The sequence below is a fragment of the Streptomyces vastus genome (genome assembly GCF_039532825.1).
GTDB lineage: Bacteria > Actinomycetota > Actinomycetes > Streptomycetales > Streptomycetaceae > Streptomyces > Streptomyces vastus.
The window spans coordinates 361,400-383,401 of the sequence record NZ_BAAASJ010000125.1; the positions used below are offsets into that span (position 1 = coordinate 361,400).

Consider the following 22,002-nt stretch of genomic DNA (forward strand, 5'->3'; position numbering starts at 1 on the left):
GGCGCGAGCGTCTTGGGTGGACGGGTGATTGCCGGGCCGGCCCATCCGACACCGGGCCGGCGGCATGGTGGAATCTCAGGAGGATCCCGACATGTCCGATTCGGAAAGTGACGGTACGGAGAGCCGCTCCGCTGTCACCGAGGCCGAGGTGGAGGCCCTGGTCAGGGGTATCTGCTTCAAGACCGGACCACCGCGTTTCCTCGGTGTCGAAGTGGAATGGTTCATCCGCGAGCTGCGCTTACCGCGGCTCCCCGTAAGACCGGAACGACTCGAAGCGGCGTACGCCGCACTGCGGACCCTGTCCCTGCGGTCGACGCTCACCGTCGAACCCGGCGGCCAGCTGGAGCTCAGCTCCCCCGCCGCCGCCTCCCTGATGGAGTGCATCGGGTCCGTCTCCGCCGACCTCGACGCCGTACGCGCGGTACTGCGCGAGGCGGGTCTCGGCCTCACCGGAATAGGCCAGGATCCCTGGCACCCACCCACCCGCTTCCTCCATGAGCCGCGCTATGACGCCATGGAGAGATACCTCGACCGTACGGGCCCCGAAGGCCGCGCCATGATGTGCAGCTCGGCCTCCGTCCAGGTGTGCCTGGACGCCGGGTACGAGGAGCCGGGGCCGCTCGGACACGGACGGCGCTGGTGGCTGGCGCACCAGTTGGGCGCGGTCCTGGTGGCCGCCTTCGCCCACTCGCCGCTGGCCCGGGGGCGGCACACGGGCTGGCGCTCGACCCGGCAGTCCCTGTGGACCGCGATGGACCCGGGGCGCTCGGGTGCCCCGCCCCTGGACGGCGATCCACGGGCGGCCTGGGCACGGCACGTGCTCGACGCACCGGTGATGTGTGTCCGGGCACGGGGCGGCGACGCCTGGGACGTACCGGAGGACATGAGTTTCCGGGCGTGGACCCGGTCCGGCGCGCCGCCGGACCGGGAGGATCTCGACTACCACCTGACGACCCTGTTCCCGCCGGTCCGTCCGCGCGGCCATCTGGAACTCCGCATGATCGACGCGCAGCCGGGCGACGACGGATGGATCGTTCCGCTCGCCGTGACGGCGGCGCTGTTCGACGACGCGGAGGCCGCTGAGATCGCCTACCGGACCGTCAAACCCCTGGCGGAGCGGGCGGATTCGCTCACCGCTCCGCGTAATCCGCTGTGGATCGCGGCCGCCCGGTCGGGCCTCGCCGATCCCGAGCTGCGCGAGGCGGCGGTCACCTGTTTCGCGGCGGCGGCCGAGGCCCTGCCCAGGCTTGGGGCCACGGACGAAGTCCAGGAAGCCGTCGCTCAGTTCACCGACCGCTACGTGGCCCGGGGCCGCTGCCCCGCCGACGACCTGCTCGACGCCGTCGGCCTGGGCGCCACCGAACCGGAGGCCGTCGACCTGAACATCGCCGGCCTGATCGACCGCGCCCACGGCACGCAACACCCGCTCCACGGGAAGGACATCCGCACATGACCGCCCCCGACCTCACCGACCCGGAGACACTCAGGGAGCGCGCGCTGGCGGCGCTGACCACCGCCCGCGACCGCACCGCGCTGCTGACCTCGTGCGTGGAGGATCCCGATCTCACCGCGCAGCACTCGCCGTTGATGTCCCCGCTGGTCTGGGACCTCGCGCACATCGGCAACCAGGAGGAGATGTGGCTGCTGCGGGAGGTCGCGGGACGTGACGCGATGCGCCCCGAGATCGACGGACTGTACGACGCGTTCGAGCACCCACGCGCCGAACGGCCCTCCCTGCCGCTGCTGCCGCCGGACGAGGCACGCCGCTATGCCGCCGAGGTGCGCGGCCGGGCGCTCGACGTCCTGGAGGGCACCCGCTTCCGCGGTACGCCGCTGACCGAGGCGGGCTTCGCCTTCGGCATGATCGCCCAGCACGAACAGCAGCACGACGAGACGATGCTGATCACCCATCAGCTGCGCAAGGGACCCGCGGCCCTGACGGCACCGGATCCCGCGCCCGCGCCGCAGTTCACGGGACCGGCCGAAGTCCTGGTACCGGGCGGCCCGTTCACGATGGGCACCTCGGCCGAGCCATGGGCGCTGGACAACGAGCGGCCCGCGCACCAGCGTCTCGTCCCGCCGTTCTTCATCGACACCACGCCGGTGACGAACGCCGCGTACCAGGCGTTCATCGCGGACGGCGGCTACGGCGACCCGCGCTGGTGGTCCCCCGACGGCTGGACCCACATCCGGTCGCACTCCATCGAGGCACCGCTGTTCTGGCGCCGCGAGGGCGGTCAGTGGCTGCGGCGGCGCTTCGGCGTCACCGAGGTCGTACCACCCGACGAGCCTGTGCTGCACGTCAGTTGGTACGAGGCGGACGCCTACGCACGCTGGGCCGGGCGGCGGCTGCCCACCGAGACCGAGTGGGAGAAGGCAGCCCGCCACGACCCGGCGGCCGACCGCTCCACGCGGTACCCGTGGGGCGACGCCGACCCCACGCCCGAGCACGCCAACCTCGGTCAGCGTCATCTTCGGCCCGCCCCCGCCGGGAGCTATCCGGCGGGTGAATCACCGCTGGGCGTGCGGCAGTTGATCGGCGACGTCTGGGAGTGGACGGCGAGCGACTTCATGCCGTACCCGGGGTTCACGGCCTTCCCGTACAAGGAGTACTCGGAGGTGTTCTTCGGGCCGGAGCACAAAGTGCTGCGCGGCGGCTCGTTCGCCGTCGACGCGGTGGCCTGCCGGGGGACGTTCCGCAACTGGGACTATCCGATACGGCGGCAGATCTTCTCCGGATTCCGTACGGCGCGCGACGCTGCCACGGAGATGACCTGATGTGCCGTCACCTCGCCTACCTGGGCCCCGAGGAGCCGCTCGGCCGACTCCTCGTGGAACCGGCGCACAGCCTGTTCCGCCAGTCGTGGGCGCCGCGCCGGCAGCGGCACGGGACCGTCAACGCCGATGGTTTCGGGATCGGTTGGTACGCCGAAGGGGACCCCGTACCCGCGCGGTACCGGCGTACGGGCCCCATCTGGGGCGACCAGTCCTTCGCCGACCTGGCGCGGGTGGTGCGCTCGGGCGCGCTGCTCGCCGCCGTGCGCGACGCGACCGTGGCGGGCGCCGACGGGGAGGCCGCGGCAGCCCCGTACACCGCGGGCCCCTGGCTGTTCAGCCACAACGGCGCGATCAGCGGCTGGCCGCGCTCCCTGGCACCGCTCGCACAGACCCTGCCGCCCGCCGAACTGCTGTCACTGGAGGCGCGCTGCGACTCGGCCCTCGTCTGGGCCCTGATCCTGAAGCGGCTGCGCACCGGCGACGAGGAAGGACAGGCGCTCGCCGACACGGTCCTGGACATCGCGGCCGCCGCCCCCGGCTCGCGGCTCAACCTCCTGCTCACCAACGGCGAGACGATCGCCGCGACCACCTGGGGCGACACCCTCTGGTATCTCACGGAACCCGGCCGACGCACCGTCGTGGCCTCCGAGCCGTACGACGACGATCCGCACTGGCAGGAAGTGCCCGACCGCACCCTGCTGGCCGCGAGCCGCACGGACGTCCTGCTCACACCGCTCAAGGACGTCGACGAACCCATGGCAGAACGCCTGGCATCCTCCCCCACTCTCGGCTCCGCTCGAGCGGGGGGACCCCCATCGCACAAGGAGCCCAGTACGTGAGCCCGTTCCTGGTCACCCGCACCCTGCCCGAGGACGCCACCGAGGCCGCGCTGCGCGCCGACGTCCTGCACGGCCTGACCCGCATGCCCAAAACGCTCCCGCCGAAGTGGTTCTACGACGCCCATGGCAGCGAGCTCTTCGAGAAGATCACCGAACTGCCCGAGTACTACCCCACGCGCGCGGAGCGCGAGATCCTCCTCGCCCGGGCCGCCGAGATCGCCGCGGCGACCGGCGCGCGCACCCTGGTCGAACTGGGCTCCGGCTCCTCGGACAAGACCCGGCACCTGCTCGACGCACTGCCCGCTCTGCACACGTACGTGCCGGTCGACGTGAGCGAGAGCGCGCTCACGCAGGCCGGGCAGGCGCTGATCGCCGAGCGCCCGTCGCTCGCCGTACACGCGCTGATCGCCGACTTCACCGGCGGTCTCACGCTGCCCGGCACCCCCGGACCGCGGCTCGTCGCGTTCCTGGGCGGCACGATCGGAAACCTGCTCCCCGCCGAACGGGCCACGTTCCTGGCCTCCGTACGCACCCTCCTCTCCCCCGGCGACGCCCTGCTGCTGGGCACCGACCTGGTGAAGGATGAATCAGTACTGGTCGACGCCTACGACGACGCGGCGGGAGTGACGGCGGCGTTCAACAAGAACGTTCTCTCCGTCGTCAATCGCGAACTCGGCGCCGACTTCGACCCGAACGACTTCGCCCATGTCGCCCTCTGGGACGCCGAGGAGGAGTGGATCGAGATGCGGCTGCGCGCGCGCTCGCGGCTGACCGTGAAGATCCCCGCGCTCGATCTCGCCGTCGACTTCGCGGCCGGTGAGGAGTTGCGGACGGAGGTGTCGGCGAAGTTCCGCGAGGAAGGCGTACGGGGTGAAATGGCGGCCGCCGGGCTGGAGATGACGCACTGGTGGACGGACCAGGAGGGACGGTTCGCACTGTCGCTGAGCATGGCCCGGTGACGGGTCGCGTGCCGCTGCCTCGTGCGGCACCGTGGAAATGACGCGTGGCACACCCGCCACCCGCGGAGAGGAGCACCCGCATGACTGACCACACATACCGGGTCACCGAGATCGTCGGCAGCTCGACCGAGGGAGTCGACCAGGCAATCCGCAACGGCATCGCCCGGGCCTCGCAAACCCTGCGCCACCTGGACTGGTTCGAGGTCACGGAGGTCCGCGGCCAGATCGAGAACGGCCAGATCGAGCACTACCAGGTCGGTCTGAAGGTGGGGTTCCGGCTGGAGGACGGGGAGTAGAAGAGGGAGTCAGCAGCCGGACCGACTCAGGTGCGCCCCTCCCGCTCCTGGGCCACCTTCAGCACAGCGGACTGGCTCGCCCACCGCGCCCGTACGACCGTGAAGCCGGCCCGCTCGGCGTCCTCGCACACCAGCTCGTCGTCGTCCACAAGCACCCGGACCTCGCGACTCCGGGCAAGCCCGCGGAGGATCTCCAGCTTGGTGCGCCGGGCGGGTCGGCGGTCGTTGTCGCGGCGCATCCAGATGCGGCCCTCGGGCAGCCCCTGCGCTGCCAGCCACTCCACGGTGTCCTTACGACACCGCTCCGGCCTCCCCGTGAGGTAGACGACCTCGCACTCCTCGGCGTGCGCCAGCGCCAGCGCCACGCCCTCGGTCAGCGGCGGATCTTGCGGCGCCGCCGCAAAGAAGGCGTCCCAGTCGCGCGGCCTGCGCTCCAGAAACCGCTGCCGGTGTGCGGTGTCGGCGAGCGTGTTGTCGAGGTCGAACACGGCGAGTGGTTGGTGGTCGTTGTCTGTCACGCCGACCAGCGTAGGCGCTCCGCTGGGAGGGGCAGTTTGAAGCTGCGGATGCGTTGTGGCTGGTCACGTCCCGCGGCGGAGCCGTTAATGTCACAGCCCCGCCCCTGGGGTGCGTGCGTGGGTGCGGGGCCGCGGCCCGGTAGAAGGCTGCGGGTAGTCGGGGGTACGGGCTTCCCCGGGGCCCAGGGTTGCTCAGGGCGCCGGAAAGTCGCAGGCTTTGGCTTTTCAGTAGTCCGGTCGCCTGACGGCCACCCTGTGATCTTGTAAATCGATGGCGACAGAGCCTTGTTGACCTTGGACGCCATCTATTTACGATTCAGGGGCGCGGGGCTGTGTCGATTTGCGGCTCCGCCGCGGGGCGCGACCAGCCACAACGCACCCGCAGCCGCGACACGCAGTGTCACCCCCCCACCCCCTGGCGGGGGGCCTGGGGGCGCAGCCCCCAGTTTCGGGAAGGGGCGGGCTTGGGGAAAGGAACCCCCGCAAGCCCCATCAAAGCTCAGGAGCCACACTCAGCTCCGCCCAGATGATCTTGCCGGACGGAGTCTGACGCGTGCCCCAGCTCTCGGTGAGCTGAGCGACGAGGAGGAGGCCCCGGCCACCCTCGTCGTAGGCGCGCGCACGGCGCAGATGGGGTGCCGTGTTACTGCCGTCGAAGACCTCGCAGATCAGGACCGCGTCGCGGATCAGACGGAGCCGTATCGGGTCGCCGCCGTAACGGATGGCGTTGGTGACGAGTTCGCTGACCACCAGTTCCGTGGTGAACACGGCCTCTTCCAGCCCCCAGGCAGCGAGTTGAGCGGACGCGAACTTGCGGGCCTCGGCGACGATCTGAGGGTTGTTCGGCAGGTCCCAGGTCGCCACCCGGGCGGCGTCGAGGACACGAGTCCTGGCCAGGAGGAGGGCGACGTCGTCCATGGGACGGCCGGGCAGCAGTTCGTCCAGCAGGTCGTCGCACAACTTCTCCAGGGACCGGACGGGTTGGCCGAGCACCCGGCCCATGACAGCCATGCCGGTGTCGACGTCCCGGTCCCTCGCCTCGATCAGGCCGTCGGTGTAGAGGGCGAGCAGGCTGCCTTCCCGAAGCTCGAACTCCGAGATTTCGAAGGGCAGTCCACCGAGGCCGAGCGGCGGGCCGACGGGCAGATTCGGAAAGGCGACCGTGCCGTCGGGCGTCACCACGGCGGGCAGCACATGGCCCGCGCTGGCGAGCGAGCAGATCCGGGACACCGGGTCGTACACCGCGTACAGACACGTGGCGCTCAACTCGGGGACCGGCCGGACCTCGGCGACTGAGCCGGATACGTCGGGCCCCTCCCGGGCCAGCCGGATCACCACATCGTCGAGCTGCGTGAGCAACTCGTCCGGCGCCAGGTCGACATCGGCCAGCGTACGCACCGCGGTCCGCAACTGCGCCATCGTGGCCGAGGCTCGCAACCCGTGACCGACCACGTCGCCCACCACGAGCGCCACCCGGGCACCGGACAGGGGGATCACGTCGAACCAGTCGCCGCCCACCCCGGCCCGCGCACCGGCCGGCAGATAGCGGGTGGCCACGTCCACGGCGGACTGCTCCGGCGTGCCGCGCTGCAGCAGACTGCGCTGGAGGGTCACCGCGGTGGCACGCTCACGGCTGTAGCGGCGGGCGTTGTCGATGCTCAGCGCGGCCCTGGTCGCGATCTCCCGCGCCAGCAGCAGATCCTCGTCGTCGAAGGGCTCGGTGATGCGGTGACGATGGAACTGGGCCAGCCCGAGCGTCACGCCCCGGGCCTGCAATGGAACGACCAGCAGAGCATGGATCCCGTGGGTGCGGACGCTGCGCGCACGGTCCGGATCCGCGGTCAGCCACGCGGGGAAGCTCGCGCTGTCGAGTCGGTACTGGGCGGGGCGGCCGACGGCGAGGGCTGAGGCCTGCGGTGAGTCGGTGGCGTAGACGTGCCGCTGGCCGATCTCGACGGTGGCCTCCGGGCAGCCCGGCAGTACGGACGCCTGGGCGCACCGGCGGAAGACCGGCCGGTCCGCGCTCGGCGCGGGGTCCGGCTCGACGTTCTGGAAGAGGTCGTCGAGCAGATCGACGATGACGAAGTCGGCGAACCCCTCGGTGCCGATCTCGGCGAGTTCCTGGGCGGTGCGGGTGACGTCGAGGGTGGTTCCGACGCTGAGGCTCGCCGCGTTCACCACGGACATCCGCCGCCGCGCCCAGTACTGCTCGGTCGTGTCGTACACGGCGGAGGCGACGCCCCGGACGCGGCCCTGCGGGTCCTTGAGCGGGTACAGCAGGGAGGACCAGGAGCGCTCACGTCTCGTTCCCGGGGTCCGCAGATAGGCCTGGTGGCGGACGACGTCTCCGGTCCGCATGGCCTGTTCGGCCAGGCGGGGGATCTCCTCGGCTCCGTCGAGGACCTCGCCGGTGATCTGCTCGGCGAGGCCGAGGCCCCGAAGCTGGTCCTCCGTCGCTCCCGACATGGCGGTGAAGGCGTCATTCGCACGTACGACTCTGACGTCGTCGTCGCACACGACCACGGCGATGGGCAGCTGCTCGATCGCCCAGCGATTCAGGGTCTCGGGGGCGGGTTCGTCCGCCGCAGTGGCCGCGACGATCCACAGCGGGTCGTCATCGGCGCCGGTCAGCGGCCGGAGATGGGCGAGCAGCTCGAGGCGCCGCCCCTCGCGGGTGCGGACCACGGCGCCCCCGCTCCACGGCGTACGGGACGCGCAGGCGCCGCGGACCGCGTACGGAAGCTCGGCGGCCAGCAGTTCCCGGGCGTCACGGCCCACGGCGTCCGCGGAGTCGTGGCCGAGCAGCCGCCGGGCGCCCTCGCTCCAGGCGAGGATCCTCCCGCCTCCGTCCACGACGGCGGTCGCTTCCCACCCCGAGCCGAACACGTCTGGGTCCATGAACACGTCTCTCGCCCACCACGGGCACACCCCGCGGCCATGCCCTCAGCATGGCCCCATGGGAGGGCGTACTCAACGGGACTTCCCATTCTGCTCAGGCTCGCGGGGACAGGTACGCGGCTTACGCGGACGTCCGCACGCCCCGCGCCGGGAATCCTGGCGCGACGCGGGCGTTGAAGTTCATGTGAGTCCAGTGATAGCAGCGACCCGTTTCTCCGTCCTCGACCGTTCGCGCACCCGGGAGGGGCACGACGGACCCGAGGCGCTGCGTGACACAGTGCGGCTGGCCCAGGAGCTGGAGCGGCTCGGCTACCACCGGATATGGGTCTCGGAACACCACGGCGTGCCCGGAGTCGCCGGTTCCGCGCCGACCGTGCTGGCCGCCGCGGTCGCCGCCGCGACGCGCACGATCCGGGTCGGCACAGGCGGGGTGATGCTGCCGAATCATCAACCCCTCGTCGTCGCCGAGCAGTTCGGCGTCCTTGAGTCCCTCTTCCCGGGACGTGTCGACATGGGCCTGGGCCGCTCCGTTGGCTTCACCGACGGCGTACGCAGGGCGCTGGGCCGGGACAAGGACGTCGCCGAGGATTTCGCGGGGCAGCTCGACGAGTTGCTGGGCTGGTTCCGCGGCACCTCTCCGACGGGAGTGCACGCGCGTCCGGCCGAGGGGCTGACCGTGCCGCCGTTCGTGCTGGCCATGGGTGAGGGCGCCACCATCGCCGCCCGGGCGGGCCTGCCGATGGTCATCGGCGACCTCCGCGGCCGCGAGAAGATGCGGCGCGGCATCGATCACTACCGCGCGACGTTCCAACCCTCGGCCTGGGCGAGCGAGCCGTACGTCGTCATCTCCGGCACGATCGCGGTCGCGGACAGCCCCGAGGAGGCCCGCCGGCTGCTGCTCCCGGAGGCCTGGTCGATGGCGCACTCCCGCACCCGCGGCACCTTTCCGCCGCTGCCGCCCGCCGAGCGCGTGGAGACGCTGAGGATGAGCGACAAGGAGCGCGGTTTCTACGAGTCCGGGCTCAGGGGTCATATCGCCGGCACCGAGGAGCAGGTCGCCCACGAACTGGAGACGGTGCTCAAGGAGACCGACGCGGACGAGGTCCTGGTCACGACCAGTACGTACGACCGCGACGCCCTCCTGGACTCGTACGAGAGGCTGGCCCGGATCGCGGGACTGGACGGCGCGGGCCCCACCTAGGATGCCGGCCTGTGGGCCCCTTCCGAGTTCGCGCAGCTCCGGTGGGTGGCGGCCGTCTCGGCGGCGCGGGCCAGGGTCCGGCGGTCGGGTGCGCTGCCCGGCGCGAGCACCGGCTGTACGCGTACCTCGGCCACGAGGCGGCGCGCCGAAACGACCCGCCACACCGAGGCGAGCAGCGAGTCGCTCCCGACGAACGCGGGTGCCGTGGTCGCCTCTCCCCCGTCGAGCCGGTAGTGCAGGCGTATCGGCTGGACGGGTACGGCGGCGTCCAGTGCGGCCTGGAAGACGGCCCTGCGGAACTGCCCCTGGGCCCGGCCGCACCAGGTGCTGCCTTCGGGGAAGACCACGACCGCCGCGCCGTCGCGCAGGGTGTCCGCGATCCGCGCGACCGTCGTCGGCAGCGCGCGCAGCCGGTCCCGCTCGATGAACAGCGCCCCGCTGCTCGCGGTCAGCGCGCCCGCGACGGGCCACTGCCGGATCTCGGCCTTGGCGAGCATCCGCCCGGGACGGACGGCCGCGAGCAGCGGTATGTCCAGCCAGGAGATGTGGTTGGCCACCAGCAGCAGCCCGCCGGTGGGCGGCGCGGCTCCGGTGGTCTGTACGCGTACGCCCACCACGCGCACGATCGTCCGGCACCAGAGCCGGATGGCGCGGTCGCGCCGCATACCCGCGAGCCGTCCGACGACCGGGATCAGCACGATCCCGACGAGGAGCACGGCCACGACCACGGTCAGCCGCAGCACGGCCCGCGGAACGGCGGCCAGGGACCCCATGGACTCCACGCAGGCCCCCGGGGTACAGGGGGCGCTGGGCAGCCAGGCACTGGCCGGGGCGGCGCCGGAGGGCGTGGCACCGGGGCGGTCCGCGACCTGCGTCCGCGTACGGACTGCGCGGGGCGCCGGCCGACGGCCCGGGAATGCGGCCGTGCCCGCGCCGGGGCTCGCGAGCGCCGCCGCGCCGCGCCGCGGGCGGACCAGCACCGCGAGGCGCAGCGCACTCGTCACATTCACCCGGGAGGCGTTCATCAGGCGGGGACGAGCGACAGGAAGTGCCGCAGGTAGCGGGAGTTGACGCGGTGCATCGGCAGCAGCACGTACAGGTCGGCCACGCCGAAGTCGGGGTCGTGGGCGGGTTCCGCGCAGACCCAGGCGCCGAGGCGGAGGTAGCCGCGCAGGAGCGCGGGGAGTTCGGTGCGGGCCGGGCGCTGGATGCCCTCAGGGTTCCAGGGCAGCAGCGGGCGTACGCGGTACTCCTCGGGCGCCAGGTACTTCTCCTGTACGCGGTCCCAGGTGCCCGCGGCGAGCGTGCCGCCGTCGGCCAGCGGGATCGAGCAGCAGCCCGCGAGCCACTCGTGGCCGCCCTCGACCATGTAGCGCGCGATACCGGCCCAGATGAGACCGATGACGGCGCCGTCCCGGTGGTCGGGGTGGACGCAGGAGCGGCCGACCTCGACGAGCCCGGAGCGGATACCGGCGAGCGGCCCGAGGCCGAACTCGCTCTCCGAGTACAGCCGTCCGGCGACCGCGGCGCGCTCCGGCGGCAGCAGCCGGTAGGTGCCGACGACCTGCCCGCTCACCGTGTCGCGGACGAGCAGGTGGTCGCAGTAGGCGTCGAAGGCGTCGATGTCGAGGCCCGGCTGCGGGGTGGTCAGCAGGGCTCCCATCTCTCCCGCGAAGACGTCGTGGCGCAGCCGCTGCGCGGCCCGCACATCCGCCTCGTCGCGGGCCAGGGTGACGGTGTAGCGGGTGGGTGCGGTCGCCTGCGGCGGGCTGTCGAGCGTGGTTACGCCGGTCATGGCTGGCTCTCTCCTGGGGACGTTGGCCGGTGTGCGGCGGGAGGTGAGCGGAGCGGAAGGTGAGCAGGCCGGTTGGGTACGGCGTGCTCGCTCCTGTTCTCCCGACGCCGGCTGACCGGCGCGTAACCTACGCAGAGAGGTGGGATGTGGGCTTGTTGAATGCCCGGGTGCGGCGGCCCGAACAAAGCTTGGCGGGGCCGGAGAGCACCACTCCCGGCCCCGCCCGTCCGCACCTTGACGGCGAACGACGTACGGCTAACGCCTTCCCGACTTGCGGGTCGCGCGCAGCCACTCCTTGTTCATGCCGGTGATGGAGACCAGCGGGATGCCCTTGGGGCAGGCGGTGGCGCATTCGCCGGTGAGCGTGCAGCCGCCGAAGCCCTCCTCGTCCATCTGCGCCACCATGTCGAGCACGCGGGTCTCGCGCTCGGGGGCGCCCTGCGGCAGGACGTTCAGGTGGTTGATCTTCGCCGAGGTGAACAGCATCGCGGCCCCGTTCGGGCAGGCCGCCACGCAGGCCCCGCAGCCGATGCACTCGGCGTGCTCGAACGCGAAGTCCGCGTCCGGCTTCGGTACGGGCGTGGCGTGGGCCTCGGGCGCGGCGCCGGTCGGCGCGGTGATGTAGCCGCCGGCCTGGATGATCCGGTCGAAGGCGCTCCGGTCGACGACGAGGTCCTTGACCACCGGGAACGCCGAGGCCCGCCACGGCTCGATGTCGATCGTGTCGCCGTCCCTGAAGGACCGCATGTGCAGCTGGCAGGTGGTCGTGCGCTCCGGGCCGTGCGCGTCACCGTTGATGACGAGCGAGCAGGCGCCGCAGATGCCCTCGCGGCAGTCGTGGTCGAAGGCGACGGGGTCCTCGCCCTTGAGGATGAGCTCCTCGTTGAGGGTGTCGAGCATCTCCAGGAAGGACATGTCGGGCGAGATGCCGTCCACTTCGTACGTGGACATCGCTCCGTCGGCGTCGGCGTTCCGCTGCCGCCAGACGCGCAGGGTGAGCTTCATGCGTAGCTCCGCTGAGTGGGGTGGACGTACTCGAAGACGAGGTCTTCCTTGTGCAGGACGGGCGCTTGGCCGGTCTCGGTGAACTCCCAGGCCGCCGCGTACGAGAACTCCTCGTCCTTGCGCTCCGCCTCACCGTCCGGGGTCTGGGACTCCTCCCGGAAGTGGCCGCCGCAGGACTCTTCGCGGTGCAGTGCGTCGAGGCACATCAGCTCGGCGAGTTCCAGGTAGTCGACGACGCGGTTCGCCTTCTCCAGCGACTGGTTGAACTCCTCGCCGGTGCCGGGGACCTTGATGCGCCGCCAGAACTCCTCGCGGATCTGCGGGATACGCTCCAGGGCCTTGCGCAGCCCCGTCTCCGTACGCGCCATTCCGCAGAACTCCCACATCAGTTCGCCGAGTTCACGGTGGAAGGAGTCGGGGGTGCGGTCTCCGTCGACGGCGAGGAGCAGGCTCAGCCGGTCCTCGGTCTCGGCCAGCACCTCCTGGACGACGGGGTGTTCGGCCGTGACCTTCTCGTGGTGCGGATTGCGGGCGAGGTAGTCGTTGATCGTCGACGGCAGTACGAAATAGCCGTCGGCGAGCCCCTGCATCAGCGCCGAGGCGCCGAGCCGGTTCGCCCCGTGGTCCGAGAAGTTGGCCTCGCCGATCGCGAACAGGCCGGGGATGGTGGTCTGGAGGTCGTAGTCGACCCACAGCCCGCCCATCGTGTAGTGGACGGCGGGATAGATCCGCATCGGCACCTCGTACGGATCCTCGTCGGTGATCCGCTGGTACATGTCGAAGAGGTTGCCGTACTTGGCCTCGACCGCCTTGCGGCCCATGCGCCTGATGGCGTCCGCGAAGTCCAGGTAAACGCCCTGGCCGCCTGGGCCCACTCCCCTGCCCTCGTCGCAGACGTTCTTGGCGGCCCGGGAGGCGATGTCACGGGGCACGAGGTTGCCGAAGGACGGGTAGATGCGCTCCAGGTAGTAGTCGCGCTCGTCCTCGGGGATCTCGTTCGCGGGGCGCTGGTCGCCCTTCGCCTTCGGCACCCAGATCCGGCCGTCGTTGCGCAGCGACTCGCTCATCAGCGTGAGCTTCGACTGATGCTCGCCGGTGCGCGGAATGCACGTGGGGTGGATCTGCGTGAAGCAGGGGTTCGCGAAGTACGCGCCGCGCCGGTGCGCCCGCCAGATCGCGGTGGCGTTGGAGTTCATGGCGTTCGTCGACAGGTAGAAGACGTTGCCGTAGCCGCCGCTCGCCAGGACGACGGCGTCCGCGAAATACGTGTCGATACGGCCCGTGATCAGATCGCGGGCCACGATCCCGCGCGCCCGTCCGTCGACCACGATCAGGTCAAGCATCTCGGTGCGCGGATGCATCTCGATGTTGCCGGCGGCGATCTGCCGGGACAGCGCCTGGTACGCGCCGAGCAGCAGCTGCTGGCCCGTCTGCCCGCGGGCGTAGAAGGTCCGGGAGACCTGTACGCCGCCGAAGGACCGGGTGTCGAGGAGGCCGCCGTACTCGCGGGCGAAGGGCACGCCCTGGGCCACGCACTGGTCGATGATCTCCACCGAGATCTGCGCCAGGCGGTGGACGTTGGACTCGCGGGCCCTGAAGTCGCCGCCCTTGACGGTGTCGTAGAACAGCCGGTGGATGGAGTCGCCGTCGTTGCGGTAGTTCTTCGCGGCGTTGATGCCGCCCTGCGCGGCGATCGAGTGGGCGCGGCGCGGTGAGTCCTGGTAGCAGAACTGCACGACGTGGTAGCCCTGTTCGGCGAGCGTGGCACCCGCCGAACCGCCCGCGAGGCCGGTGCCGACGACGATCACCGTGTGCTTGCGGCGGTTGGCGGGGTTGACCAGCTTGGCCTCGAAGCGGCGGGTGTCCCAACGCTCGTTCACCGGCCCTTCGGGGGCCTTGGCGTCGACGACCGGCTCCCCGGTCGTGTAGTCGGCGTACTCAGCGGTCATGTCAGCTCACCACTCCGGTCATCACGCCCACGGGTACGGAGACGAAGCCCACCGTCAGCACCAGCGCGAGCACGTTGGCGATGGTCTTGAAGGCACGGTCGCGGGTGCGGCTGCCGACCCCGAGGGTCTGCGCCGCGCTCCAGAAGCCGTGCCGGATGTGCAGGCCGAGCGCGAGCACCGCGACGATGTAGACGACGTTGCCGTACCAGGTGGAGAAGGTGTCGATCACGTTCTGGCACGGGTGTCCGGCCTCGAAGCCGCCAGAGTGCACGGTGCCGGTCGTCAGGTCGAGGATGTGCCAGACGATGAACAGTCCGAGGATGATCCCGCCCCAGCGCATCGTCCGTGTCGCGTAACTGGCCCGCGGTTTCTTGTGCACGTACTTGGTGGGCCGCGCCTTGATGTCGCGGCGGCTCAGCTGGTACGCGGAGACGGCGTGCCCGACGACGGCGGCGACCAGGACGACGCGGATGATCCACAGCGCCCATTCGTAGTGCAGGAAGGGCTCGCCGAGGGTGCGCAGGGCGTGCGCGTACTCGTTGAACTCGTCGGATCCGAAGAAGATCTTCAGGTTGCCCAGCATATGGACGACCAGGTACGCCAGCATGATCAGACCGCTCACGGCCATGACCGTCTTCTTGCCGACGGAGGAGTCCCACATCGTGCGGGTCATGGACGGTTTTCGGTCCGTCCGCGTTAGCAGCGCCATGGGACGCACGCTAGGGCCAGAGGTCCCGATCGGTCCAAGACATGGAATGGCTGGTTTCAATAGACACTACCTATGATTGCGGGATGCAGTTCCAGCAGCTCCAGTACTTCGTGGCGGTCGCCGAGACCCGGCACTTCACCCGGGCCGCGGATCTCGTCCATGTCGCGCAGCCGTCCCTCTCCCAGCAGATCAAGGCGCTGGAACGGGAGTTGGGGGCGGATCTGTTCCTGCGCGCACGCGGCAACATCACACTCACGGACGCGGGCGAGGCACTGCTGCCGCTGGCCCGCCGCATCCTGGCCGACGCGGAGACGGCTAGGCACGAGGTGGGGGAACTCGTGCAGCTGCGCAGCGGGCGGATTCGTCTCGGTGCCACTCCGAGCGTGTGCACGGGGCTGCTGCCCGATGTGCTGCGTGCCTTCCACGACCGGTATCCGGGCATCCGGCTGCTGATCGAGGAGGGAGGCTCGCATGATCTCGTACGGGAGCTCGCTCGCGGTGCGCTCGATCTCGCCCTCGTGGTGCTGCCTCTGCCTTCGCCGTCGCCCGCGCTGACCACGGTCGAGGTGCTGCGGGAGGACCTGGTGGTGGTGTCGTCCCCGGACGCACCCTCGCCGGGGCGGGGTCGTACGGTGCGGATTCCCGACCTGGAGGGTGAGCGGCTGGTCATGTTCCGGCACGGGTACGACCTGCGGGAACTGACCGTCGCCGCGTGTCGCTCCGCTGGGTTCGAGCCGGACTTCGCGGTGGAGGGTGGGGAGATGGACGCGGTGCTGGGGTTTGTGCGGGCGGGGCTCGGGGTGGCTGTGGTGCCGCGGATGGTGGCTACTCGGGCGGGGCGTGGGCTGCGGGTGACTCCGTTGGCGCGGCCGGGGTTGCATCGGACGATCGCGCTGGCGCACCGGAGCGACGTGGCTCCGCCTCGGGCGGCTCGGGAGTTGCAGCGGATGCTGCTCGAACGGTGATCCTTCGCTGGTCGTGCCGCCTCCGGGGGCGCCGTGGCACGGAACGCGCCGTTGGGGGCTGCGGGTCCGTCGTGGCTGGTCGCGCAGTTCCCCGCGCCCCTAAAGGGGCACCGGGAGCCGCGCGGTTTCACGGAACCGTCAGTCCGTCGCGCCCACGCGGCGGAGCCGCAAATCGACACGGCCCCGCGGCCCTACGAGGTCGCGTCTCTTGTCAGCCCGTCGCGTCCACCAGCGCCAACTCGTGCAGGCGGTCCGGCGGACCCGGGCGGGCGTAGTACCAGCCCTGGGCCGTGTCGCAGCCCAGGAGCTTCAGTTGTTCTGCCTGGGCGCCTGTTTCCACGCCCTCTACCGTGACCTTGAGGTCGAGGCTGTGGGCCAGGGAGACGATGCCCTCGACGATCTTCAGGTCGACCGGGTCCGCCGGGAACTGCTGCATGCTCTGGGTGAAGGAGCGGTCCAGCTTGAGGATGCTGACCGGGAGGCGGCGGAGGTTGGCGAGGTTGGAGTAGCCGGTGCCGAAGTCGTCGAGGGCGATGTCGACGCCCATCTCGGCCAGGCGGCGCAGTGGCTTGAGGAGGTCGTCGTCGGCGCCGATCAGGGCGGATTCGGTGACTTCCAGGCAGAGGGAGGCCGGTTCGAGGCCGGCCCGCTCCAGGATGTCGACCGTGTCCGCGACCAGGCCGGGGTGGGTCAGCTGGCAGGGCGAGAGGTTCACGTTGATACGGAACGGGCCCGCCTGGTCGCCGTGACGTTCCTGCCAGTCGCGGGCCTGGCGGACCGACTGCTCCAGCACCCAGCGGCCGAGCGGGACGATGAGGCCGGTGTGCTCGGCGAGCGGGATGAACCGGTCGGGGCCGAGCACGCCGTGCTGGGGGTGCAGCCAGCGGACGAGGGCCTCGGCGCCTCGTACGCTGTCGTCGCCGAGGTGCACGAGCGGCTGGTACTCGATGAAGAACTCGCCGCGGTCCAGGGCCGCGGGCAGCGCCGTGGTCAGTCCGTGGCGGGTGATGGCCCGGGCGTCGGCCTCTGGGTCCGCGAGCTCGTAGCGGTTGCCGCCCGCCGACTTGGCGCGGTACATCGTGATGTCGGCGCTGCGCAGCACCTCCGCAGGGCCGCGTTCTCCGGCCGGGCCCTCGACGATGCCGATACTGCCGCGGACGGTCAGTTCCCGGCCGTCGATACGGATCGGGGTGACGAGGGCGTTCATGATGCGGTCGGCGAGCGCGTCGACCTCTGTCTCGGTGTCGGGCCCGGTGGTCAGCGCCACGAACTCGTCGCCGCCGAGCCGGGCGACCATCTCGCCGGGCGCGGTCGCGCAGGACTGCAGCCGGTCGGCGACCTCGACGAGCAGCCGGTCACCGGCGGCGTGCCCGAGGCTGTCGTTGATGGTCTTGAAGCCGTCGATGTCGAGATAGCAGAGCCCGAAGCGCATGCCTTCACCCGCGGAGAGCGCCTTTTCGAGCCGCTCGAAGAACAGGGTGCGGTTGGGCAGTCCGGTGAGGGCGTCATGGGTCGCCTCGTACCGCAGCCGCAGATTGAGCAGTCGGCGTTCGGTGGTGTCCTCCATGAGGGCGAGCTGGTACTGGGGACAGCCGTCGGCGTCACGCAGCAGGGAGACCGTCAGATTGGTCCACAGAACCGTTCCGTCAGGTCGGTAGAAGGCCTTCTCCACGTGGTAGTGCTCACGCTCGCCGCGCACCAACTCCTCGTACAGATGCCAGACTTGAGGAGCGTCGTCGGGGTGTGTCCAGTCGACCACGTTACGGCCGCGCACCGATTCCTCGGTGCCGCCGAACATCCGCAGCAGGGCCTTGTTCACCTGCAGGATGTTGCCGTCGAGGTCCGCGATGCCGATTCCGATGGCCGCGCCCTCGAACACGGCGCGCAGCCGCGCCTCGGTCGCGTGCAGCGCCTGAGCGACCACCCCCTGGGCCTGGAGGGCCGCTCGCGCGATGGCTTCCTGTTCGGCCAGCGTCCGCTCCCGCAGCGCCTCGGCGAACCCGGCGGCCATGGCGTGCTGCAACCGCGCCGAACGGCTGCGCAGGTCCTCCTGGGGTCCGTCCCCGCCGCAGTAGAGCACCAGATAGGCGTCCACGCAGTCGAGTGCGCGGCTGAGCGTCTCCGGCTCGGTGCAGTGGGCGTCGATCAGCGCGGCGCCGACCGCCCGGCCCTCGGCCGCGTCGAACGTCCTGGCCCGCAACGCCTCACTCAACCGCCGGGCGAGCGGCAGCAGTTCCCGCTCGAGCTCGGGGCGGGTCAGCGATGTCGCCGTGTGCGGGAAGACCGCCCGGCTCCAGATCGTCGCGAATCTGCGGAGTCTGTCCTCCGGCCCGTCCGGCTCCGCGGTCACGCCGTGCGCCCCACGCCGGCGAACCCGGCATAGGCATACGGATCCTCGTCCTCGAGTGCCGTGTCGGGCCGCCATTCCGGCATCGGCACCAGTCCGGGTTCCACCATGTCGTACCCCTCGAAGAACCGCGCGATCTCGTCGCGCGAGCGCATGATCAGCGGATTGCGAATGTCCTTGTAGACGTCGACCGCACCTTCGGCCCGCTCTGGGGGAAGCGGGATGCCCTCGTAGGAGGCGTGCGTGACGATGAGCAGGCTGCCCGGCGCGAGCGCGTCGCGCAGCTGTGCCACCGCCTCGTACGGGTCGTCCTCGTCCTCCACGAAGTGAAGTATGGCAACGAGGAGGAGTGCTACTGGCCGATTCTGGTCGATCAGGCGCTGAAACTGAGAACTCGCCAGGATCTCCCGGGGGTTGCGCAGATCGGCGGCGACGACGTCCGCGTCCTCCTTGCCCTCCAGGACGGCCTCGCTGTGGGCGACGGCGACCGGGTCGTTGTCGACGTACAGAACGCGCGCTCCGGGACTGGCGCTCTGGGCGACCTCGTGGACGTTGCCGAAGGTGGGGATGCCGGAGCCGATGTCCAGAAACTGGGTGATGCCCTCGTCCGCCGCGAAACGGACGGCCCGGCGCAGGAAAGCGCGGTTCGCCTGCATGATCTTCGGAAGGCCCGGCATGAACTCCATCGCCTTGCGGGCTGCCTCCCGGTCGACGTCGAAGTTGTGCGATCCGCCCAGGTAGTAGTCGTAGATACGGCTCACGCTCGGCACCGAGATGTCGATGCCACGTGGGGCCCAGGCGGGACGCTCCATCTGTCTCTCCAACCGTAGGCGATCCGGTGTTCGAGCTGAGGCTACTGATCGCCCGCCAACGGGGCGAGCAGAAACGGAAATTGACCATCCGTTCCCGGTCACTGCCCGGGGCACATGCGCAATGACTCGTACGAAATCGCTCCGAAGCCCTGAGAGCGGTGAAAAACGGCCAACCCCCTCCGTGCGGTGCGGAGGGGGTGGACCGGGGGTTGAGCGGTTACTCGGTTCCTCGCGGCGTGTCAGTTGTCTGCTTCCTGGCGATCACTCCCTTCCGTGGGTTGCGTGCTGCGTGGTCTGTCGTGCTCGGTTGCTGTCTACTTCTTGATCGCGCTGCCGTCGGGGGCCATGGCGTACCAAGTGCCGCCCACGCCCTGGCCGTTGGTGTCGCCGGGCTTCTTGTCGCCCGCGAAGGTGTACATCGGCCAGCAGTCGATGCTCTGCTGCTTGAGTCCGTCTTCACGCTTGTTGATGACGTAGCCCCGTCGGCCGTCCACCTCGGTGTCGATGCCCTTGGTGTCGGCGGCGTCGACCGGCTCGACGACCGGCCACTTCTCCAGGCACTCACCGACACAGTTCGACTTCATCGGCCACTGGACGTCCTTCTCGAAGCGGTAGACCGTCATGCCGTTCTTGTCGACGACGACCTCGCCCAGCTCGGGGTCCTGACGGGTCGAAAGACCGGGCAGGTCGCCGCCGGCCTCCGCCCCCGCCCCGGCTTCGTCACCGGCTCCGGCCTCTGAGCCGTCCGCTGCCGCCTTCTTGCCGTCGGGGGCCGACGCGTACCAAGTCCCTTGCACACCCTGGCCCTTGGTGTCACCGGCCTTGGTGTCCTTCGCGTACCGGTACAGCGGCCAGCCGTCGAGCGTCAGCTGCTTCGTGCCGTCGGCACGGGTGACCTCACCGAGCAGCGTCTTGTCCATGCCCGCCGGAGCGGTGGCGTCCGAGGCCGGGACCGGGGGCCAGGCCGTGGCGCAGTCGCCTTCACAGTTCGTCTTCGGCGGTGAGGCGGTGTCCTTGTCGAAGCGGTAGAGCGTCATACCGGCGCTGTCCGTGACCACTTCGCCGAGGGCCTTGTTCTTCTTCACCGCAAGCTGGCCGGCGGTCTGGGCCTGCGCACCGGCGCCGGCCTGCCCCGCACCGGGAGTGGGCGTGCTCGTACCGGCCCCGTAGTCATTGCCAACCCCATTGGCGGCGGGCGCCGCCCCCACGCTCTGACTTCCCGTCTGAGGGGTGTCCGAGCCGCACGCAGTCGTCAGCGCCAGGGCCGCAGCGGCCGCTACGAGGGAGGCGCTCCGCCAGGAGGTCTTCATTTGGGTAACTCCCCGCTAATCACTCAGATGTTGCGGCGCACCACTGCGCCGCGTATGGCCCTAGGTACGGGTGAGAACGCCGCGAGCGTTCAACCGGATCGCAAGATTCTTTGAGTGACGCCCGTGCACCGTCGCCGTATGTGACTCGCGCGTAGCTCGCCATCGCCGGAATGGCTTGTTCTCGCCGTTCTCGCACTGTCGCGACGGCGGCCGGTGCCCCATTCGGTCCACTGCGATCGCGCCCGCGGGCGGACCTTTTTAGCGTTTCGACCATCGAGGTGCATGTACGGCGCAAGCGGAAAAGGTCCGCGGCTGCTCCTCGGGACCCGGAGGATTCACCATGCGCGCGATATGCGTCGCTTCGGCCGCACTGCTGGGCGCCGGCGCCCTGGCCCTGGCCGCACCGGCGGCCGTCGCCGCGACGGGCGGCGAACGCGGGACCGCCTCGTTCGGTTTCGATGTGTCACCCACGACCGTCGCCGCGGGCGGCGAGGTCACACTGAACGTCTGGGGCTGCGCGACCGAGGCCAAGGTGTTCTCGAGTGCCTTCGATCCTGTGGTGATCCCCAAGGGGCAGCACTCGGCCACGGCCACCGTCGGCTGGCAAGCCGAGCCCGGCACCGTGAAGGTGACCTTCCAGTGCGAGGGGGAGTACGGCAACAAGGACCTGACCATCGAGGCCGGACAGCAGTCGGGCCGGGGTCAGTCGCACATGCACGCCCAGAAGGGCGTCAAGGCCGGTGCCGGCGGCACCATCGCCGGTTTCGACCCGGGCGACATCGGCCTGGGCCTCGCACTCGTCATGGGCTCGGTCGGCGCGGCGTACCACTGGTCACACCGCCGCACCGCCGAAGAGGACAACTGACCCGAGCACAACCGCCGCTCACCTTCCAGCCCTTCGCCCCGGACCGCGCGGTCCGGGGCGAAGGGCTGGAAGGTGTGTACTGCGTCAGGCCTTGTTCGCTCAGGCCTTGTTCTCGGAACGGCGGCGCATCCAGAACACCGCGCCGCCGACGAGCGCGAGTCCCAGCAGGCCGCCGCCGATCGCCATGTCGGTCGGCGTGGCACCACTGGAGCTGCTGCCGCCGAGACCACCGCGGACGCCGCCGATGACAGTGAAGGCCTGGGGCTTGGTGAGGGTGCCCGTGCCAACGCAGTTGACGGTGATGTCGTAGGTGCCGGGGGCGGCCGTCTGGTTGATGGTCGCGACTCCCCTGGCCGTCTCGCTCCCCCTGGACATCCCGTCGTGCCCCCTGTCGTGGTGGCGATCGATCGGCTCGAGACGCGTCTGCGGGAACGCCCCCGACGTCATGTGGCCGCCGTGAGGGCAGCCGTCGACGGTGACCGTCAGCTGCCCGCCCCGGGCGATGACGCTGGGCGTGGCGACGATGTTGCTGGGGCCGGAGCTCTCCGAGGCCGCGGCCGTGGGGGCGGCGAGCCCGAAGGTGGCGAGGGCTGTAGCAGAGACCGCCAGGGCACGAATGGTACGCATGTGATCCTCCGCGGAAGGCGCCCCGGGAACCGTCCCCGGGTCGGATCGGCGAGAAAACGCCTCCCAGACGAACCCTCAGATGGCTTGCATGGGGCCGCATTTCGAGAATGGTCCGTCCTGGTGAGAGGA

General features: G+C 70.5%; 19 protein-coding genes. 8 read left to right on the plus strand and 11 right to left on the minus strand.

Annotated elements, in window-relative coordinates; translation table 11 throughout:
- Positions 1–91: 91 nt before the first annotated feature.
- From egtA to ABD357_RS44010, 5 genes are all read left to right on the plus strand, one after another.
- Positions 92–1,453: an ergothioneine biosynthesis glutamate--cysteine ligase EgtA gene (egtA, locus tag ABD357_RS43990; RefSeq protein ID WP_344397442.1), complete on the plus strand. Its 1,362-nt coding sequence runs from the start codon at positions 92–94 to the stop codon at positions 1,451–1,453.
- Complete coding sequence (gene egtB, locus ABD357_RS43995) at positions 1,450–2,778, plus strand: ergothioneine biosynthesis protein EgtB (RefSeq protein WP_344397444.1); 1,329 nt, start codon at positions 1,450–1,452, stop codon at positions 2,776–2,778. Before egtA ends, egtB begins: the two co-directional genes overlap by 4 nt.
- Complete coding sequence (gene egtC, locus ABD357_RS44000; protein WP_344397446.1) at positions 2,778–3,617, plus strand: ergothioneine biosynthesis protein EgtC; 840 nt, start codon at positions 2,778–2,780, stop codon at positions 3,615–3,617. Before egtB ends, egtC begins: the two co-directional genes overlap by 1 nt.
- Positions 3,614–4,576, plus strand: coding sequence for an L-histidine N(alpha)-methyltransferase (gene egtD / locus ABD357_RS44005; RefSeq protein ID WP_344397448.1), 963 nt, complete (start codon positions 3,614–3,616; stop codon positions 4,574–4,576). The genes egtC and egtD overlap by 4 nt, the downstream gene beginning before the upstream one ends.
- 80 nt (positions 4,577–4,656) lie before the next feature.
- Positions 4,657–4,872 carry a dodecin gene (locus ABD357_RS44010; RefSeq protein ID WP_344397450.1) on the plus strand — a complete coding sequence of 72 codons (216 nt, stop codon included), beginning with the start codon at positions 4,657–4,659 and terminating at the stop codon, positions 4,870–4,872.
- Positions 4,873–4,898: 26 nt separating this feature from the next.
- Here the strand turns inward: ABD357_RS44010 and ABD357_RS44015 are convergent, their stop codons facing one another.
- Together ABD357_RS44015 and ABD357_RS44020 are read right to left on the minus strand one after the other, a co-directional pair.
- Positions 4,899–5,390 (minus strand): phosphatase domain-containing protein, encoded by a 492-nt coding sequence (locus ABD357_RS44015; protein ID WP_344397452.1) that lies wholly within the window; start codon positions 5,388–5,390, stop codon positions 4,899–4,901.
- Positions 5,391–5,882: 492 nt separating this feature from the next.
- Entirely contained in the window at positions 5,883–8,288 is a 2,406-nt protein-coding gene (locus tag ABD357_RS44020) for an ATP-binding SpoIIE family protein phosphatase (protein ID WP_344397454.1), read from the minus strand.
- A 184-nt stretch (positions 8,289–8,472) separates the two neighbouring features.
- On the opposite strand from ABD357_RS44020, the gene ABD357_RS44025 reads away from it, so the two are divergent.
- Entirely contained in the window at positions 8,473–9,489 is a 1,017-nt protein-coding gene (locus tag ABD357_RS44025; protein ID WP_344397456.1) for an LLM class flavin-dependent oxidoreductase, read from the plus strand.
- Here the strand turns inward: ABD357_RS44025 and ABD357_RS44030 are convergent.
- The 5 genes from ABD357_RS44030 to ABD357_RS44050 all read right to left on the minus strand — a co-directional run bounded on the left by ABD357_RS44030 (position 9,486) and on the right by ABD357_RS44050 (position 14,947).
- On the minus strand, positions 9,486–10,262 hold the full coding sequence (locus tag ABD357_RS44030; protein WP_344397643.1) for a lysophospholipid acyltransferase family protein: 777 nt from the start codon (positions 10,260–10,262) through the stop codon (positions 9,486–9,488). The genes ABD357_RS44025 and ABD357_RS44030 overlap by 4 nt on opposite strands.
- A 251-nt stretch (positions 10,263–10,513) precedes the next feature.
- Positions 10,514–11,284, minus strand: coding sequence for a GNAT family N-acetyltransferase (locus ABD357_RS44035; RefSeq protein WP_344397458.1), 771 nt, complete (start codon positions 11,282–11,284; stop codon positions 10,514–10,516).
- 255 nt (positions 11,285–11,539) lie between these two features.
- Positions 11,540–12,289 carry a succinate dehydrogenase/fumarate reductase iron-sulfur subunit gene (locus ABD357_RS44040; RefSeq protein WP_344397460.1) on the minus strand — a complete coding sequence of 250 codons (750 nt, stop codon included), beginning with the start codon at positions 12,287–12,289 and terminating at the stop codon, positions 11,540–11,542.
- Positions 12,286–14,238 (minus strand): fumarate reductase/succinate dehydrogenase flavoprotein subunit, encoded by a 1,953-nt coding sequence (locus tag ABD357_RS44045; protein ID WP_344397462.1) that lies wholly within the window; start codon positions 14,236–14,238, stop codon positions 12,286–12,288. The genes ABD357_RS44040 and ABD357_RS44045 overlap by 4 nt, the downstream gene beginning before the upstream one ends.
- 1 nt (position 14,239) lies before the next feature.
- Positions 14,240–14,947 carry a succinate dehydrogenase gene (locus ABD357_RS44050; RefSeq protein ID WP_344397464.1) on the minus strand — a complete coding sequence of 236 codons (708 nt, stop codon included), beginning with the start codon at positions 14,945–14,947 and terminating at the stop codon, positions 14,240–14,242.
- A gap of 83 nt (positions 14,948–15,030) precedes the next feature.
- On the opposite strand from ABD357_RS44050, the gene ABD357_RS44055 reads away from it, so the two are divergent.
- Positions 15,031–15,912 carry a LysR family transcriptional regulator gene (locus ABD357_RS44055; RefSeq protein ID WP_344397466.1) on the plus strand — a complete coding sequence of 294 codons (882 nt, stop codon included), beginning with the start codon at positions 15,031–15,033 and terminating at the stop codon, positions 15,910–15,912.
- A gap of 211 nt (positions 15,913–16,123) precedes the next feature.
- Here ABD357_RS44055 and ABD357_RS44060 read toward each other — a convergent pair whose 3' ends face one another.
- The 3 genes from ABD357_RS44060 to ABD357_RS44070 all read right to left on the minus strand — a co-directional run bounded on the left by ABD357_RS44060 (position 16,124) and on the right by ABD357_RS44070 (position 20,381).
- Positions 16,124–18,262, minus strand: coding sequence for a putative bifunctional diguanylate cyclase/phosphodiesterase (locus ABD357_RS44060; protein ID WP_344397468.1), 2,139 nt, complete (start codon positions 18,260–18,262; stop codon positions 16,124–16,126).
- Positions 18,259–19,071 (minus strand): SAM-dependent methyltransferase, encoded by an 813-nt coding sequence (locus ABD357_RS44065; RefSeq protein ID WP_344397470.1) that lies wholly within the window; start codon positions 19,069–19,071, stop codon positions 18,259–18,261. Before ABD357_RS44065 ends, ABD357_RS44060 begins: the two co-directional genes overlap by 4 nt.
- A gap of 314 nt (positions 19,072–19,385) precedes the next feature.
- A complete protein-coding gene (locus ABD357_RS44070; RefSeq protein ID WP_344397471.1) occupies positions 19,386–20,381 on the minus strand; it encodes an SCO0930 family lipoprotein in 996 nt (331 codons plus the stop codon).
- 340 nt (positions 20,382–20,721) lie between these two features.
- On the opposite strand from ABD357_RS44070, the gene ABD357_RS44075 reads away from it, so the two are divergent.
- Complete coding sequence (locus tag ABD357_RS44075; RefSeq protein ID WP_344397473.1) at positions 20,722–21,246, plus strand: hypothetical protein; 525 nt, start codon at positions 20,722–20,724, stop codon at positions 21,244–21,246.
- Between the two features lie 99 nt (positions 21,247–21,345).
- On the opposite strand, the gene ABD357_RS44080 is transcribed toward ABD357_RS44075, so the two are convergent.
- Positions 21,346–21,873 (minus strand): hypothetical protein, encoded by a 528-nt coding sequence (locus ABD357_RS44080; protein ID WP_344397475.1) that lies wholly within the window; start codon positions 21,871–21,873, stop codon positions 21,346–21,348.
- Between the last annotated feature and the right edge of the window lie 129 nt (positions 21,874–22,002).